This window comes from Amycolatopsis sp. (genome assembly GCF_036008905.1).
Classification (GTDB): Bacteria; Actinomycetota; Actinomycetes; order Mycobacteriales; family Pseudonocardiaceae; genus Amycolatopsis.
In genome coordinates this window covers 1-17,228 of record NZ_DASYMU010000124.1, presented here as the reverse complement: position 1 = coordinate 17,228, position 17,228 = coordinate 1, and the positions used below count along the sequence as shown (strand labels likewise).

Sequence of the window (17,228 nt, the reverse complement as noted above, 5' to 3'; positions counted from 1 at the left end):
GCTGGTTTTCTGGACGGCCGCAAGTTCTGGAGGTGTTGTGGTAGACGACTCCATCGACTTCCAGCAGCTGGTCGACCCGTTCCGCGGGGAGCTGCAGGCGCACTGCTACCGCATGCTCGGCTCGCTGCACGACGCCGAAGACGCCATGCAGGAAACACTGGTGCGGGCCTGGCAAGGCCTCGGGAAGTTCGACGACCGCGGCACGATCCGGCCGTGGCTGTACAAGATCGCCACGAACCGCTGCCTGACGCTGATCGAGCGCCGAAGCCGCCGCGAGCTGCCCACCGATCTGAGCCCGGGCGCCGCGCCGCTCGCCGAGACGACCTGGCTGGAGCCGTATCCCGACGACAAACTGGGCTTGGCCGCGCTGGATCCCGAAGCCCGTTACGCCGCGCGCGAAGGGGTGGAGCTGGCCTTCGTCGCCGCGCTTCAACACTTGTCTGCGGGCCAGCGGGCCGCGCTGGTCCTGCGTGAGGTGCTCGGATTCTCCGCGCGGGAGGTCGCGGGCCAACTGGAGACCACGGTCGCGTCGGTCAACAGCGCGTTGCAGCGCGCCCGCAAGGTCCTCGGTGACCGGCTTCCCAGCGTCACCCAGCAGGCGAACCTGCGCTCGCTCAGCGAGAACAGTATCCGGAAGATCGCGGACCAGTACACGATGGCGTGGGAGATCGGCGACGTCGACGCGATCGTGTCAATGCTGACCGAGGACGCCAAGTACGCCATGCCGCCGCTGCCGGATTGGTACGAGGGCCACGACGCCGTCCGCGCGTTCCTGCTGGAGAAGCCGCTGACCAGGAAATGGCGTTTCCTCCCGGCGCGAGCGAACGCGCAGCTCGCGTTCGGCACCTACATGTGGGATGAGGACAAGGCCGTCTACCTCCCGGCGGGGATCGACATACTGCGGCTCGAGGGCACGAAAATCGCCGAAGTGGTCGCGTTCCTGACCGCGGACTTCTCCCGGTTCGGCCTCCCCGCCGAGATTTCCGGGTAATTTCCGCCGCCGCGATGAGTTCGGCGATTTCGCCGGGTTACACCTCCTGAAAGCACTCACCTGCAGGAGGCAAACCATGTTGCTCGAAGGTAAGAACACGATCGTGTACGGCGCAGGTGGCTCGGTCGGCGGTGCGATCGCGACGGCCTTCGCCCGCGAAGGCGCCCGGGTGTTCCTCGCCGGGCGCACCCGGGCGACCCTGGAGAAGGTCGCCGACCAGATCCGCGGCGCCGGCGGGGTGGCCCAGACAGCCGAGGTCGACGCGCTGGACGAGCGTTCGGTCGACGAACACGCGGCCGGCGTCGTCGCGCTGGCCGGGAGTATCGACGTGTCGGTCAACGTCATCTCGGACAGCGACGTCCAGGGCACCCCGATGGTCGACATGGCGTTGGAGGACTACCTCCGCCCCGTCGCCACTGCCCTGAGCTCGAAGTTCCTCACGTCGCGCGCGGCCGCCCGGCACATGAAGACCCAGGGCTCGGGGGTGATCATGGCATTCGGCGGTTCGGGCGACCGCGGCCCGATGCGCGAGTACAACCTTGGCGGAATCCAGGCCGCGTTCGACGTCGTGGAGTCCATGCGGCGGCAGCTAGCGGTGGAGCTCGCGCCGTTCGGGATCCGAGTACTAACCCTGCAGACCGGCGGCCTTCCCGAGACCATCCCAGCGGACTACGACCAGCGCGAGACCATCGCGCGCAACATCGTCGGGCTGACGCTGACCGGGAAGGCCGCGACACTGGACGACGTCGGCAACGTGGCCGCGTTCGCCGCGTCGGACTGGGCTCGCACCATGACCGGGGCCGCGCTCAACATGACCTGCGGCTCGTACATCAACTGAGCAGGGGGAACACACATGGTCAACTCAGTGCGCTCGAAAGACGGCACGCTCATCGCCTACGACCGGATCGGGGCCGGACCGGCGGTGATCTACGTCGGCGGTGCGACCTCGTACCGCGCGTTCGACCAAGCCGGTGCCGAACTCGCAAAACTGCTGTCACTGCGGTTCACCGTCTTCACCTACGACCGCCGAGGCCGTGGCGAAAGCGGGGATACCGCGCCCTACGCCGTCGAGCGGGAGGTCGAGGATCTCGACGCGCTGATCGGCGTCGCCGGCGGCAACGCCCACCTGCTGGGCGAATCCTCCGGCGCGGTGCTCGCCCTCGAAGCGGCGGCGCGGGGCCTCGCGGTCACGAAACTCGCCTGCTACGAGCCGCCGTTCATCGTCGACGACGGCAGGGCGCCGATGCCCGCCAACTTCGTCGACCAACTGGACGGCCTGGTGGCCGCAAACCGCCGCGGCGACGCCTTCAAGCTCTTCATGACCGTGGCGGTCGGGCTGCCCGAGGAGATGGCCGCCGGAGTTCAGCAGGACCCGATGTGGCCGGCGCTCGAGGCCATCACGCACACCATCGCCTACGACGGCCGGGTCATGGGCGATACGCAGAGCGGCGACCCGACGGCGCTGGCCCGGTTCGCGAGGGTCGCCGTCCCGACGCTGGTGCTCGCCGGGAGCGAAAGTCCCGAGTACCAGCGCAACGCGGTCGCGGTGCTCGCCGACGTCCTGCCGAACGCCGAGAGCGCCACGCTGGAAGGGCAGGGGCATCAGTTCTCCCCCGCCGTGCTGGCGCCGGTCGTCGAGGAGTTCTTCGCACTCCTGTCACATGGGCTCGGTCCGGTTCGTCAGTGACTTGACGGACAGCGACGGAGGAATGTGACCGATGGACGAACACGACTGGCTGGCCGAGCAGTTCGACACCCACCGTCCGCAGCTGCGGACGGTGGCCTACCGGATGCTCGGCTCGCTGAACGAGGCGGACGACGCGGTGCAGGAGTCGTGGCTCCGCCTCAGCCGTTCGGATGTCAGCGCGGTCGAGAACCTGGGCGGCTGGCTGACGACGGTCGTCGGCCGGGTATGCCTGGACATGCTGCGCTCGCGCAAGTCGCGGCGTGAGGAGTTCGGCGCGGAGATGCCCGATTCGGTCGACGGGCACGATCCCGAGCACGAAGCGGTGCTGGCCGACTCGGTCGGGCTCGCGTTGATGGTCGTCCTCGAGACACTGGCGCCGGCCGAGCGGCTCGCGTTCGTGCTGCACGACATGTTCGCCCTGTCGTTCGACGAGATCGCGCCGATCGTGGGCCGGTCCCCGGTGGCGGCGAGGCAGCTCGCCAGCCGTGCGCGCCGCCGGGTCCAGGGCAAGGACGCGGTGCCCAGCGCCGACGCCACCCGGCAGCGGGAAGTGGTCGACGCCTTCCTCGCCGCTTCCCGCGGCGGGGACTTCGCCGCACTGCTCGAGTTGCTGGATCCGGACGTCGTGGTGCGTGCCGACGACGCGGCCCGGCGGGCGGGCGCGGCGGGCGAAATCCGCGGAGCGGCCGCGGTGGCGAAAACGGTCTCGGGTCGCGCCAAAGGGGCGCGCCCGGCGCTGCTCGAAGGACTGGCCGGAGCGGTCTGGGCGCCGGACGGAAAGCCGCGGCTCGCGTTCAGCTTCATCGTCGAGGACGGGAAGATCGTCGAGATCGCGCTGCTCGCCGAGGCCGCGACTCTCCGCGATCTGGAGGTCGAAATCCTCGGAGCCTGATAGAAAGACAGGATGATCACCGATCCTTTCGCCGATCTCGACGCCTTCCTCGGTATCCCCCGGATCGGAGGGCTCTGGCTCTCGCCGGACGGACAGCGGCTCGTCGTCGGGATGGCGACCCTGGATCAGCGGAAAGCCCGGTACAGCACGGCTTTGTGGGAGATCGACCCGGCGGGAGAACTACCTGCACGGCGGTTGACACGCAGCGCGCGGGGCGAGTCGGGCGCCGCGTTCACGCCGTCCGGGGATCTCCTGTTCGTGTCGTCGCGCCCGGCACCGGACGGTGGCGAAGCGGTGTCCTCGCTGTGGTCGCAGCCCGCCGGCGGCGGTGACGCCTGCGTGGTGGCGGCTCCGCCCGGCGGCGTGCGCGGTGTCGCCGTCAGCGCGTCCGGGACGATCGTGTTCGGCTCGTCGATGCTGCCCTCGGCCACGGATTTGGCCGGTGACAAGGAAATCCGCGCGCGGCGGAAGGACGCGGGGGTCTCCGCGATCCTGCACGAGGAGTTCCCGATCCGGTACTGGGACCACGATCTCGGGCCGGACCGGACCCGGCTGCTGGTCGCCGAGAACGGCGGCGAGCCGCGGGACATCACCGGTCATGTCGGCCGCGCGCTGGACGACGACTGCTCCTGGGACATCACGCCGGACGGCCGGACCGTCGTCGCGACGTGGGCGGTGGCGGAGCCCGCCGGTTCGCAGCGGCACACCGTGGTCGCGATCGACGTGGCCACCGGTGAACGCCGCACACTGGCCGGCGATCCGGACCACGACTACGACTCGCCGCACCTGTCCCCCGACGGCTCGCGAGTCGCGATCGGGGTCCGCAAGCGTTACACCCCAAAGGATCCCGGCGACCGCTGGCTGAGTGTCGTTCCTGTCGCCGGCGGCCGGATCCACGCGCTGACGGCGGAGTGGGACCGCTGGCCGCACAGCGCGCGCTGGACCCCCGGCGGCACCGCGCTGATCGTCGTCGCGGACGACCACGGCCGCTCCCCGCTCTGGCGCGTGGACGCCACGACCGGGCAGGCGACCCGGTTGACCCAGGACGGCGCGTACACCGACGTCCGGGTCGCGCCGGACGGCCGCTGGGCCTACGCGCTGCGCTCGTCGGTCGACAGCCCGCCCGCGCCCGTCCGCATCGCGCTCGACGGCTCCGGCATGGAACCGTTGCCCAGCCCGGCGGAAACGTCCGAGGTGCCGGGGCGGCTGGAGGAAGTCACCACCACCGCCATCGACGGAACCCCCATCCGGGCCTGGATGGCGTTGCCGCACAACGCGAACTCCGACACGCCCGTCCCGCTGCTGCTCTCGATCCACGGCGGGCCGGTGATGTCGGTGCACTCGTGGTCGTGGCGCTGGAACCCGTGGATCGCGGTGGCGCAGGGGTACGCGGTGCTGCTGCCCGACTTCGCGCTGTCCACCGGCTACGGCATCGGCTTCATCCGGCGCGGCTGGGGGAAATGGGGCGCCGAACCGTACACCGACCTGATGTCGATCACCGACGCCGCGCAGGACCACCCCGAGATCGACGCGAGCCGCAGCGCCGCGATGGGCGGTTCCTTCGGCGGCTACATGGCCAACTGGATCGCCGGGCACACCGACCGGTTCGACGCGATCGTCACGCACGCGTCGGTGTGGAACCTCGAGAACTCGATCGTGACCGGCGATATCGCGCACGAATTCCGCCGCGAACTCTCCCCGGAGGACGCCGCAACCCATTCACCGCACCAGTTCGCCGGCGATATCACCTCGCCGATGCTGGTCATCCACGGCGACAAGGATTACCGCGTGCCGATCGGCGAATCGCTGTACTTGTGGTGGGACCTCTCGGCCCGGTCGAAATCCGCGGACGGGTCGAGCCCGCACAAGTTCCTCTACTTCCCGGACGAAAACCACTGGGTGCTGGCGCCGAATCATACGAAGATCTGGTACGCCACCGTGCTCGCTTTCCTGGCGCAGCATCTCCGCGGCGAAACCTGGCAGCGCCCGGACCTCCTCGGCTGAGGTCGACATTTCGCAGCGGGCTTATTACCGTCGGAATATGGACAAAACGCTGATCGGCAAAGTCGCCCTGGTCGCCGGCGGAACCCGCGGCGCGGGCCGTGGCACCGCCGTGCAACTGGGGGCGGCCGGCGCGACCGTCTACGTCACCGGGCGGACGAGCGGCGCGCGGCGGTCCGAAATGGACCGGCCGGAGACGATCGAAGAAACCGCGGCCCTCGTCGACGAAGCCGGCGGACGCGGGATCCCGGTCCGGGTCGACCATCTCGTGCCCGGCGAGGTGGAAGCGCTGGTGGCACGGATCGAGCGCGAGCAAGGCACGCTCCATATTCTGGTGAACGACATCTGGGGCGCCGAGATCGAGTGGGAGAAGACGGTCTGGGAATCCACTTTGGACACCGGGCTCCGCACGCTGCGGCTCGGTGTGGAAACCCATGCCATCACCAGTCATTTCGCACTGCCGCTGCTCATCAAGACCCCGGGCGGCCTGGTGGTCGAGATGAACGACGGCACCGCCGAGTACAACGCGGCGAACTACCGGGTCTCCTTCTTCTACGACCTGGCCAAGGCGTCGGTGCTCCGGATGGCGTTCGCGCTGGGGCACGAACTGGCGCCGCACGGCGCGACGGCCGTGTCGCTTTCACCGGGTTGGCTGCGCTCGGAGGCCATGCTCGACGCCTACCGGGTCACCGAGGAGACCTGGCTGGACGCGACGAAGATCCAGCCGCATTTCGCCATTTCCGAAAGCCCGGCGTTCGTCGGCAGGGCTGTGGTGGCGCTCGCGGAGGATCCCGATGTCTCGCGCTGGAACGGGAAATCGCTGTCCAGCGGGGAACTGGCGAAGGTGTACGGCTTCACCGACCTGGACGGCAGCCGTCCCGACGCCTGGCGCTACCTCGTCGAAGTCCAAGACCCCGGACGGCCCGCCGACGTCACCGGCTACCGCTGAGAGAGCGGGGACGCAGCGATCCCCGCCCTCTCAGTCGGTCGACCGGTGGTGAACCAGGTGACTCGGGACTTCTTCCATTCGTTGTGCGGCAGTTCCTTCGTCTCGGTGCCGTCGTTGTAGAGATCGGCGGCACCGGCGTCCGTGACGAGCTGGACCCGGGCTCCGGGCGCGGAGAGGTCCGGTACGTCCACAATGGACTCCCACGCGCCCGCGTCGGCGGTGGGCAATGACCGCACGAGCACCGGGGCGTGCGCGGGAACGCCGTCCCACGAATAGAGCGCGTACGGATCACTGTTGTCGTCGGCCGCCCAGGATCCGGCGATGATCAGGTACTGGTTGGCACTGTTCTTGCGGATGTCCCGCACACTCAGCCCGCCGAGATCCATCAGGATCGGCGTGCCGAAGGTGGCGTGGCTGCCGGTGACGAGCCGGTCGGTGTTGGTCACCGGGATGACCAGCGCCTTTCCCCCGGTGGACGGCGGGACGAGTGGCGCCCGGAAACCGAGGTACACCGTCGTGGAGCTTCCCGGGGCGAACTCGAGACCTTCGAGGTTGAAGCCGTCGACCTGCTTGGGGATGTTGCCTTCCGACGCACCATCGGCGAGACCGAAGTAGAGAGAGGGGTTACCACCTTCGCCATCTGTCGACAGATGGCGATCTCTTGGAAACTGAGAGATCACGAGATGTCGACATCTCGTGGCTAGCACCTTGACCGTGCCCTCGACGACGTTGAGCCGCCGGGCGATCTCGGCGTTGGGCAGCCCGCCGCCGACCAGCGCCATCCACAACAGCGCCTTGGCCCAGAGCCGGTTCGGCATCGGCCCGGCCTAGTGGTGAAGCGCCTCGCCGAGATGCAGCACTCGCAGCTCACTGAGCAGGCGGACGTATCGGCTGCCGCGCGTGTCGCGGGGCAGCACCAGAGTCGGACGCGGCAGGACGACGTCGTTGTACCGGATGGCGAGCAAAGCCGCGCAGTCGCCGAACTCCTCGTCGACCTCACCCCAGGACAGCGTCACCTGATAGCCGTCCTGACTGCGCGCGAGGACGACGACGTTGAGATGGTCCATTTTGTGGTCGTCCCGCAGCGCCAGGCCGATATCGGTCAGCAGATCGTGCAGTGCCACTCCCCGCACCTCGTCCATACGATCGCACGAACGAGTGACATAGTGGACCCGTTCGGGGCCACGGGCACGCCGGTCCAACTCGGCCGTCGACACCACCGTGCCGGGAACCCGGACGGCGCCGGTCACCAGGAACTCGTCGGCACGCAACGGCGAGCGAGCCTGAGGGATCGCCACCTTCGCTGGTTCCATCACCTTAGACTAAGCCACAACAGCGATCCGCATAAGCCACCATAAGGCGCGTTTATCACCGCAGGTGAGAAGTTGCGCTGGCGGTCTAACCGCAGATCAGATTCTCCGCAGCCGGACGAGGGCGCTGGCGTAATCCCCCTCGGGCAGCTCGACCGACAACCCCTGAACGGCGAGGACAGCCCCGGTGTACTCCGCCCCCGAGTCCTCGTCGCGGTAGCGCGCCGCCGCGTCCAGCCCGGTCAGCCGGACCGGTGGCTGTGCCCGGCCGAAATGCCGGGTGGGCACGAAGACGAACACCACCGCGCGTTCGCTGCCGGCTGAGACGTACTGGGTGACGCCCTGCCCGGACCGGTAGAGCTTCCCGTGCTGCACGACCGGCCGGATGTCCTTGTACAGCGCGATCTGCGTGCGCGCGTACGCCAGTTCGTCATCGCTCCACTTCGTGACGTCGCCGCCGATGCCGAGCACGCCGGTCATCGCGACATGGAACCGGAACGCGAGCGGGATGGACCGGCCGGTGAGGAAATGCGGGTTGTCGGTCACCCAGGCGGCCATCGCGCGCGCCGGGTAGACCTGGCTGTAACCCTCCTGGATGAGCAGGCGGTCGTAGGCGTCGGTGTTGTCGGAGGTCCACACCTGGTCGGTGCGGGCGAGCGCGCCGAAGTCGATCCGGCCGCCGCCACCGGAACAGGATTCGATGCGCAGCCCCGGATGTTCGGCTCGCAGGCGGTCCATGATCGCGTACACCGCCCGGGTGTGGCCGATCCAGAGGCTTTCCGGATCCTCGGTGTTCGACGGCCAGCCGGCCTCGCTGAAGGCGCGGTTCATGTCCCACTTGAGGAAGTCGATGCCGTGGTCGCCGACGAGCGCGTTGAGCCAGTCGAACGCCCACTCCGCGACTTCGGGATCGGCGAAGTTCAGCACCAGCTGGTTGCGCAGTTCGGTACGGCGCCGGTTCGCCTGATGCAGGACCCAGTCCGGATGCGCGCGGTAGAGATCGCTGTCCGGGTTGACCATCTCCGGTTCGACCCACAGCCCGAACTTCATCCCGAGCCGGTGCACCTCCTCCACCAGCGGCTTGAGCCCGTCGGGGAACCGCTCGGGGTTGACCTGCCAGTCCCCCAGCCCCGCGTGGTCGCTGAGTCGTCGGCCGAACCAGCCGTCGTCCATCACGAACAGTTCCGCGCCCAGCCCGGCCGCATGACCGGCGAGCTTCAGCTGCCCGGGCTCGTCCACGTCGAAACCCGTTGCCTCCCAGGAGTTGTACAGCACCGGGCGCAGCTCGTCGGCGTGCGGCAGCACGTCCCGCAGCGCGTAATCGTGCCAGCTCCGGCTCGCTCCGCCGAAACCGTGCGCCGAGTAGAGCCCGGCGAACACCGGTGTCCGCAACGTCTTGCCTGGGGCCAGTTTCCAGTGGACACCGTCGTGGCCGAACCCGCCGGTGACGGCGACCTTGTCGGCCGAATCACGGGCGACGGTGATCCGCCACGAACCGCTCCACGCCAGCGCGGTGCTCCACACCTCGCCGTGGTCCTCGCCCGCGTCCCCGGCGTCGACCATCACCCACGGGTTGGCGTGGTGACTGCTGACACCGCGACGGCTGGTCAGCACGGTTTCGGCAGTGGCGAGTTCACCGCGGCGCAACCGCGACTCGCCGCACCACTTGCCGATGACATGGCTGAGCCGGTACGCGGGCCGCGCGGGCAGCGACCATGCGGCGGAATCCGCGCGCAGCAACGAAATGTCCTCGTCGTCGCCGGTGTTGACCAGCTCCACCCAGCGCTCGACGACGTCGGTTTCCGGCGTGACGCGGTAGTACAGCGCGATCCCCAGCGGGTAGTGCCGGTCGGTGAAGTCCAGCCGCAGGGTGGTGCCGCCGAGGATTTCCGAGCCGGTGAACGCCCACTCGATCGCGCGGGTGCCGTCGGCGAACCGGACCTGCAGCGACGCCGGCCCGAAGCGCGCGCCGCCATCGACGGCCAGCTCTTCCCAGCCGTCGTAAGGGCCGTCGAAACTGTTGTCCGGTAAGCGATCCGGCTGCTCCAGGCCAATCAGCTCGGACGCGGTCAGCGACCGTCCCCAGTGGACGTTCACCGGTGCGCCGTCACCGCCGAGGGCCACGCCGTAGCTGGTGGAAAGGGTGCTCAGCAGCCACATCCGGCGCCCGGAGCCGCCGATGACCTCGCTGATCGCGGACATAGTGCTCCCCTCTTAGATTGTCTTTCTCGGTTTCAAAAAGACACAGGTTTTCTTTTGGCTTTAGCCCTTGCTGGAACCGAGCGTGAGCCCGGCGACGAACTGCTTCTGCAGCAGGAAGTACAGGATGAGCGTCGGGATGGCCGTCATCAGCGCGCCGGCCGCGACGAGGTTCGGGTTGGTGAAGAACTCGCCGGACAGGTTCGCGATGGCCGAGGTGATCGGCCGCTTGCTCCCGGTCTGGAAGAGCACCAGCGCCCAGAAGAAGTCGTTGTAGATCCAGATGGATTCCAGCGTCGCGAGCGCGGCGAACGCGGGACGGCACAGCGGCAGGATGATCTGGAAGAACTGCCGCCACACCGGGGCGCCGTCCACGAGAGCGGCTTCGGTGATCTCGTGGGGAATCGTGCGCATGTAGTTGCTCAGCACGAACGTGCAGAACCCGCACTGGAACGCCACATGGATGGCGATCACGCCCCACGCCGAGTTGTAGAACAGCCCCGAGTCGCTCATCCACGACGGCAGCGGAAGCTTCAGGTACAGCTGGAAAAGCGGGGTGATCAGCGCCTGCGGCGGGAGCAGGTTGCCCGCGGTGAACAGCATCAGCAGCGCCAGGTTGAACCGGAAGCTGAAGCGGGTCACGAAGAACGCGATCCCGGCGGCGAAGAACAGCGTCAGCAGCACCGCCGGAACCGTGATGAGCAGCGAGTTCCAGAAGTAGTGCGGGAACTCCGCCTGCTGCCAGGCGTTGCTGTAGTTCTCCCCGGTGATCGCCTTCGGGAAGGTCAGGAAACCGCGCGACGCCGTTTCGTCGTACGGGCGCAGCGAGGTATAGACCGCCCACAGCAACGGGATCAGCCACACCAGCGCTGTCACCGAAAGGAAGACGTGAAGCAGTACGCGGGCGGGTTTGACCTTGCGGCGGGCCTTGTGGACCGGCCGCGGCGCGGCGACCGCGGTCCGGACGCGCTTCGCCGGGGCTTGCGCGGTCATCGCTGCTCCTTGCGGAAGTTCTGCACGAGATAGGGAATGATCACCACGAGCGAGACGATGAGCAGGATCACCGCCAGCGCCGAGCCGTAGCCGACCTTCCCGGACTCACCGACGATGTTGTTGGTGATCAGGATCGACAGCAGTTCGAGCCCCTGCTTGCTGCCGGTGTTGCCGCCCATCACGTAGACGAGGTCGAACGCGCGGAGTCCTTCGAGGACGGTCACCACCAGGATGATCACGTTCACCGGGCGCAGCGACGGGAAGGTGATGCGGAAGAACGTCTGCCGCTCGTTCGCCCCGTCGATGGCCGCGGCCTCGCGCAGGGTCGGGTCGAAACTCTTCAACCCGGCCAAATACAGGATCATGATGTACGCCGTGTGACGCCAGCCCGCGGCCACCAGCACGGCGGACAGGTTCAGGCTGGGGTCGCCGAGCCAGTCCAAATAGGTCCCGCCGGGGTTGTTCGTGCCGAGCAAGCTGTTCAGCAGTCCGTAATCCGGCTGATAGAAGATCTGCCAGATGAACCCGACGACGGCCAGCGAAATGACCATCGGCAGGAAGATCGCCGTCTGGTAGAAGCGGCTGAACCGGATCTTCTTGTCCAGCTGGTAGGCCAGGAAGATCCCGAACGGCGTCGGGATGGCGATCAGGAAGAGCAGCCACAGCACGTTGTTCGTCACCGCGGGCCAGAACGACGGGTCGTTGGTGAAGGCCTGCACGTACTGGCTGAGGCCGGCGCCGTGGATGGTGTCGAGCCCGATGCCGTCCCAGTCGGTGAAGGACAGGAACACCGACGCGATCGCCGGGAACCAGACGAGCGCGAGGTGGATCACCAGCGGGATCCCGACCAGCAGGCCGAGCACCAGTTTGTCGCGGCCGGTCAGGCGCCGCATCTTGCGCCGCCGGACGGGGCGTCCGGCGGCCTTCTTCGTGCTCGTCGTTGTCTTCGTGCTGCTCACAGCGAGGCCTCTCAGGCGGAGAAGTAGCGGCTCTTCTGCGATTCGATGCTCTGCAGGGTCGGCTGAACCTGGCTGGGGTCGTTCACGAAGCTCGAGAGCGCGGGAATGACGACGTCCGACATGAACCCGGGATCGCTGTCCCGGTCGCCGAACTGCGACATGTTCTTGGAGCTCGCGATCAGCGCGGCGGCCTTGGTCTGCAAGGCGTTGTACTTCGTGGTGTCCGAGTTCGTCACCACCGCGAGGTTCGACTTGTCCCCGCTCTGGTACGCCTCGGCGGCGGGCGCTGTCCCGATGAACTGCATCAGTTTCAGGGCGCCGTCGAGGTTCTTCGGCGACTTGCTGAGCAGGAAGCCGTCGGTGGGCGCCTCGACGGTGTCGAGCCCGTGCGCGGGGTCGACCACCGGGAACGGGAAGAAGTCGAGGTCGTCGAGGTCCGCGCCCTTGAACGAGGTCGCGACGAACATGCCCGTCACGGCCATGCCGGTCTTCTTGTCCACCAGCGCCTGCTGCGCGTCCTGCCACTTCCGGCCGGCGCCGCCCTGCTGGTAGAAGGGGATGACCCGGCCCCACTGCTCGAGCACGGCCTTGACCTTAGGGTCGGTCCAGGAGGTCTTGCCGCTCATGAGGTCGATGTGGAACTGGTAGCCGTTGGTGCGCAAGTTGAGGTAGTCGAAGGTGTTGAGCAGCGTCCAGCCGTCGCCGGAGCCGATGCCGTGGGAGAACGGGCTCAGGTTGTCGTTCTTCATCCGCCCGGCCAGCGCGATCAGGTCGTCGTAAGTGGCGGGGATCTGGTAACCGTGCTGCGCGAACACGCTCTTCCGGTAGAACACCGCGGTCGGGTAGTTGTAGATCGGCACGAAGTACGGCTTGCCGTCTTCACCGAGGCAGAGGCTCTTGGTGGCAGGGCTGAAGTTTCCTTCGATGGCGGGCCAGATCGAGTCGATCGGGTGCAGCAGGCCCTTCTTCGCGAACGCCTGCATCCGGTAGCCGGCGTACCAGGTGAAGACGTCGTCCGGGGTGCCCTGCAGGTAGCTGTTGATCGTCTTCTGGAAGGTGTTGTTGTCGACGATGTTGGGCTTGACCGTGCCGCCGCCGCTCTTGCCGAAGGCGTCGATCAAAGCCTGGTAAGCGGCCTTGGCCGTCGGCTCGGATCCGCTGGAGCCCAGGGAGATCGCGCCGGGGCCGGCGGCCGCGCCCGTCGACGAATCGCCGCAGGCCGCGAGTAACGGGCCGGCGGCGGCCAAGCCGGCGACTCCGAGGAGTCCTTTGAGGACGGTCCGGCGGTCGGCGGCGAGCATGCCGACCCGCCACGGCTCGGGCGAACGGCGCTGGAAGTGAGACATCATCGGCTCCTTGGTTGGTTTCGGCGGGGACCGGGCTTCACGACGTGTGAGGCGCGATGAAACGTTGGATGGCGACGGCTGCGGCGCCCCTGGCCCAGTCGTCGAACGACAGCGGCCGGATGATCAGATCGCAGTCCCCCGCCGCGCCGAAGGCGTGCTCGGCGAAGGTGGTGCGGATCTGTTCGGAGAACAGGTCATAGGCGGCGAGGCCCTCACCGGAGATGACGATCCGTTCGGGGCCGAGGAAGTTGGCGACGGCGGCGAGCGCCATCCCGATGGCGTGCCCGGCGACGGCGAACACCCGCCGCGCGGCCGGGTCGTTGCGCGCCAGTTCGATCGCGGACGCGAGATCCGCGACCTCGGCGCCGGTGGTTTCGCTTATCTGGGCCAGAATCGCGGAGTTCCCGGCGATCGCCTCGACACAGCCGCGGTTGCCGCAGTGGCAGAGCGGACCGTCCTTGTCGACCGGCAGATGCCCGATCTCCCCGGCGACGCCGTGCGCCCCGGAGACGACGCGCTCGTTGACGAACAGCCCGCAGCCGATCCCGGTGCCGACGGTGACCACGGCGAACGAGCCGGCCCCGACACCGGAGCCGAACCATTGCTCGGCCACGGTCAGCGCGCGGACGTCGTTTTCCAGCCGGACGGGCAGCCCCGTCGCGGCCGCGACGAGGGCGACGAACGGCACCTGGCGCCAGCCGAGGAACGGCGAGTAGCGGACCATGCCGCTCTCCGGGTCGACGTCGCCGCCGACGGACACCCCCAGCCCGCCGAAGCTGGCGCGGTAGGAGTCCGACTCGCCGAGCAGTTCCGAGACCAGCGCGGCCAACTCGGTCACCACGTCTTCGACCGCGCCGGACCGCAGCGGCCGGTGCCGGACCGCGCACACGGTCGCCTGCAGGTCGGTGACCACGCCGATGAGTTCGTCGCCGGTCACCTTGACCCCGGCGAAGTAGCAACGCTCGGCGTGCACGCGAACCGGTGTCGCGGGGCGCCCGACGCGGCGCGCGCCCTGGTCCTCGGCGGTTTCCTCGACCTCGACGAGATACCCGGCGTCGGCCAGCGGCTTCATCGCCTTGGTCACCGCGGCGGCCGAAAGACCGGTCCGCACGGCCACGTCCGCCCGCGACAACGGGCCGCCGGTGAGCACCGTGGTGAACACCAGCGAGCCGGTGGCTCCGGCGACGGGCGGTCGGCTGTGACCTGGGGAACGCATGCCCGACAGACTAGGGGTAATTATTTTCCGCCGTCAAGAAACTAATTTTACAGCAGGTCAGAGGCTTGCTCAGGCGTCGTGAACCGCAGGACTGGGTTCCGCGAACGCCTTGGCGACGGTGGCACGGTCGAACACGCGCCACGTCGCGACCGAAACCACCACCGCGACCACGAAGCCCACCCAGTAGGGCGCGGTCAGCCCGAACTTCGCGGCGACCAGTCCGCCAAGCAACGCGCCGACACAATTGCCTCCGGCCGCGATGAACAGCGTGGTGCTGGAGACGCGGCCCATCATCGCTGGCGGCGTCAGGCGCTGGCGCAGGGAGCTGCCGACGATGCTCCACAACGCACCGTGCACCCCGAAGGCGAACAGGACGAACCCGATGAAGAACGGGCTCCGTGAAGTCGCCAACGCCAGATGTGTGCCGGCCTCGATCAGCAGGCCGATCCGCAACGTCCAGCTCGCCGTCAGCCATCTGATCAGGTGCTCGCCGACGGCCGAACCCAGCACCCCGCCGACAGCGATACAGGTGAACAACAGGCCGTAACCGACCGAACCAAGATGTAGCCGTTCCGTCGCGAGCAGCACGAGGATCGCGATCGCGGCGGTGAGGGTCAGGTTGAGGAGTCCGATGAGGACAGCCATGGTCCGAAGAAGTCGTTGCCGGGCAAGCCAACGGAAGCCTTCCGCGACCTCGGCGCGGACCGAACGCGGCGCCCGCGGTTCGTCCGGGTGATCCGGCGAGGGGCGGTACACCCCCGCGACGAGTCCGATGAGGACCGCGCTGGCGGCGTAGGTGAGTGCGTTGACGAAGAACGGGATGCTCGCCGCCACCACGAACAGGAATCCACCCAGCGGCCCCGCGACCATGCCCTGCATGAGTGTGGTCCCGCCGCCCAGCCAGCCGTTCGCCCGTTCCAGCCGGGCGCGCGGCACCACCGAAGGGATCATCGCCTGACTCGCCGACCGGAAGACGACCTCGCCGGTGTTGAGCACGAACAAAACGCCGTACAGCAACGCGATACTGACGTGCCCGGTCAGGATGACGGCCGCCAGCAGCCCCACGGCGACCACGCGTACCCAGTCGATCACGACCATCAGCCGTCGCCGGTCCACCCTGTCCACGAGCACACCGCCCGGCAGGGCGAACAGCAGCCAAGGCAGCCAGGCGACGCAGAACGCCGCGGCCACCACCAAGGGATCATTGGTCCGTGACGCGACGAGCAACGGGACCGCAATCGTGGCCAGCCCACTGCCGAGCGCCGACGTCGTACTCGCCGCCCACAGTCTGACGAACCGCCCGCCCAGTTTCTCCACCCCGCCGACCGTCATGCCAGGCGACGCTATCAGCGGCGCCGAGCCATGATCCGCGGTTCCGCTGAGAGCCGATTTTTCTGGACTTGCGGGTCCACTTTTTCGTGGTCATCCTCGGAAGGGCAGCATCCGTTGAACCGAGGAGATCTCCGAAATGCACGCGATTGTCGTCCACGAGCTGGGCGGACCCGAGGTCATGAAGTGGACGGAGGTGCCGCGCCCGGTGCCCGGCCCCGGTGAGGTGCTCGTCCGGGTGGCGGCGGCCGGGGTGAACTACATGGACGTCGGCGCCCGGTCCGCACCCGTGTCGTTCCCCGGGTTCCCGTTCCGCATCGGTGCCGAAGGGTCGGGCGAGGTGATCGACCTGGGTGACGGCGTCGGGCGCTTCGCCGTCGGCGACCGGGTCGCCTGGTTCTTCCACGTCGGCAGCTACGCCGAGTACGTCGCCGTTCCGGTGGACTCGCTCGTCGCGATGCCGGACTTCGTCGACTACGAGACAGCCGCCGCGGTGATGATGCAGGGCCTGACCGCCAGCCATTTCACCACCGAGACCTACCCGATCAAGCCCGGCGACACCGCCGTCGTGCACGCGGCGGCGGGCGGGGTGGGACAACTGCTGACCCAGCTGATCAAAGCCAAGGGCGGCACCGTCATCGGCTTGGTCTCGCGCGAGGAGAAGGTCGCCAAGGCGAGGGAAGCCGGTGCGGACCACGTGCTCGTCTCCAGCGGTGGCGGCTTCGAAGACCGGGTGCGGGAACTCACGGGCGGCGAGGGCGCCGACGTCGTCTACGACGGCGGCGGATCGGCCACTTTCGTTTCGTCCCAGAAGTCCTTGCGGTACCACGGGACGCTGGCCTACTACGGGCCGTTCATGGGCGTCCCGACGCTCACCCCGATGGACCTGCCGTCCAGCATCCACCTCACCTATCCGGTCGTCCAGCACCACGTCCGCACGCGCGAAACTCTCGTCGCGCGCACGAACGAGGTCTTCGACCTGCTCAAGACCGGACGGCTCCGCGTCAAGATCGGCGGCCGCTACCCCCTCGCCGAGGCCGCGCGGGCACACGCCGACATCGAATCGCGGCGCACCACCGGGAAGCTGCTGCTTCTTCCCGGCCAGGCAGGCAAGTCCTGACCCCGCGTGGCTCGTGAGCGTTGAGGTCAGTGAGTGACACGAACGCGTCGTTCAGGGCATCGCAGGTCAGGTGGCCGCGTGGGGTCGTGAGTGGCTACGAGTGTTATTGATGGGTAAGGCAAATGTGGCATGATCGGTGGATGGCTCCGAAGGTTCGGGTGACGGATGCGCGGCGGCTTTCTCAGGCGTCGCAGGAGGATCTGCGTCGGCGGGTGGTGGCCGCGGTGCGGTCCGGT

At 68.2% G+C, this 17,228-nt stretch carries 15 protein-coding genes; 7 read left to right on the top strand and 8 right to left on the bottom strand.

The features are described from left to right. The first annotated feature begins 37 nt into the window (after window positions 1–37). From VGP60_RS21995 to VGP60_RS21970, 6 genes are all read left to right on the top strand, one after another. On the top strand, window positions 38–991 hold the full coding sequence (locus VGP60_RS21995; RefSeq protein WP_327549942.1) for a sigma-70 family RNA polymerase sigma factor: 954 nt from the start codon (window positions 38–40) through the stop codon (window positions 989–991). A gap of 76 nt (window positions 992–1,067) precedes the next feature. After that, window positions 1,068–1,829, top strand: coding sequence for an SDR family NAD(P)-dependent oxidoreductase (locus VGP60_RS21990; RefSeq protein ID WP_327549941.1), 762 nt, complete (start codon window positions 1,068–1,070; stop codon window positions 1,827–1,829). Between the two features lie 15 nt (window positions 1,830–1,844). Next, window positions 1,845–2,678: an alpha/beta hydrolase gene (locus tag VGP60_RS21985; protein WP_327549940.1), complete on the top strand. Its 834-nt coding sequence runs from the start codon at window positions 1,845–1,847 to the stop codon at window positions 2,676–2,678. Window positions 2,679–2,709: 31 nt separating this feature from the next. Beyond that, on the top strand, window positions 2,710–3,570 hold the full coding sequence (locus VGP60_RS21980; RefSeq protein WP_327549939.1) for a sigma-70 family RNA polymerase sigma factor: 861 nt from the start codon (window positions 2,710–2,712) through the stop codon (window positions 3,568–3,570). A 12-nt stretch (window positions 3,571–3,582) separates the two neighbouring features. Beyond that, window positions 3,583–5,574 carry a prolyl oligopeptidase family serine peptidase gene (locus VGP60_RS21975; protein ID WP_327549938.1) on the top strand — a complete coding sequence of 664 codons (1,992 nt, stop codon included), beginning with the start codon at window positions 3,583–3,585 and terminating at the stop codon, window positions 5,572–5,574. A gap of 37 nt (window positions 5,575–5,611) precedes the next feature. After that, window positions 5,612–6,520, top strand: a complete 909-nt coding sequence (locus VGP60_RS21970) for an SDR family oxidoreductase (protein WP_327549937.1) — start codon at window positions 5,612–5,614, stop codon at window positions 6,518–6,520. Here the strand turns inward: VGP60_RS21970 and VGP60_RS21965 are convergent. The 8 genes from VGP60_RS21965 to VGP60_RS21930 all read right to left on the bottom strand — a co-directional run bounded on the left by VGP60_RS21965 (window position 6,511) and on the right by VGP60_RS21930 (window position 15,875). Then, complete coding sequence (locus VGP60_RS21965) at window positions 6,511–7,338, bottom strand: hypothetical protein (RefSeq protein WP_327549936.1); 828 nt, start codon at window positions 7,336–7,338, stop codon at window positions 6,511–6,513. The genes VGP60_RS21970 and VGP60_RS21965 overlap by 10 nt on opposite strands. A 9-nt stretch (window positions 7,339–7,347) precedes the next feature. Next, window positions 7,348–7,833, bottom strand: coding sequence for a molybdopterin-binding protein (locus VGP60_RS21960; RefSeq protein ID WP_327549935.1), 486 nt, complete (start codon window positions 7,831–7,833; stop codon window positions 7,348–7,350). A 96-nt stretch (window positions 7,834–7,929) separates the two neighbouring features. Further along, window positions 7,930–10,032 (bottom strand): alpha-galactosidase, encoded by a 2,103-nt coding sequence (locus VGP60_RS21955; RefSeq protein ID WP_327549934.1) that lies wholly within the window; start codon window positions 10,030–10,032, stop codon window positions 7,930–7,932. A gap of 60 nt (window positions 10,033–10,092) precedes the next feature. After that, the gene (locus VGP60_RS21950; protein WP_327549933.1) at window positions 10,093–11,022 is read right to left on the bottom strand and encodes a carbohydrate ABC transporter permease; all 930 of its coding nucleotides are present in this window, start codon (window positions 11,020–11,022) and stop codon (window positions 10,093–10,095) included. After that, the gene (locus VGP60_RS21945; RefSeq protein ID WP_327549932.1) at window positions 11,019–11,981 is read right to left on the bottom strand and encodes a sugar ABC transporter permease; all 963 of its coding nucleotides are present in this window, start codon (window positions 11,979–11,981) and stop codon (window positions 11,019–11,021) included. Before VGP60_RS21945 ends, VGP60_RS21950 begins: the two co-directional genes overlap by 4 nt. An 11-nt stretch (window positions 11,982–11,992) precedes the next feature. After that, entirely contained in the window at window positions 11,993–13,327 is a 1,335-nt protein-coding gene (locus tag VGP60_RS21940; RefSeq protein ID WP_327549931.1) for an ABC transporter substrate-binding protein, read from the bottom strand. Window positions 13,328–13,364: 37 nt separating this feature from the next. Next, window positions 13,365–14,543 (bottom strand): ROK family transcriptional regulator, encoded by a 1,179-nt coding sequence (locus VGP60_RS21935; protein ID WP_327549930.1) that lies wholly within the window; start codon window positions 14,541–14,543, stop codon window positions 13,365–13,367. A gap of 69 nt (window positions 14,544–14,612) precedes the next feature. After that, entirely contained in the window at window positions 14,613–15,875 is a 1,263-nt protein-coding gene (locus tag VGP60_RS21930) for an MFS transporter (protein WP_327549929.1), read from the bottom strand. 136 nt (window positions 15,876–16,011) lie between these two features. Here VGP60_RS21930 and VGP60_RS21925 point away from each other — a divergent pair, with 136 nt between their 5' ends. Next, window positions 16,012–16,992, top strand: a complete 981-nt coding sequence (locus tag VGP60_RS21925; protein WP_327549928.1) for a quinone oxidoreductase — start codon at window positions 16,012–16,014, stop codon at window positions 16,990–16,992. Window positions 16,993–17,228: the final 236 nt, after the last annotated feature.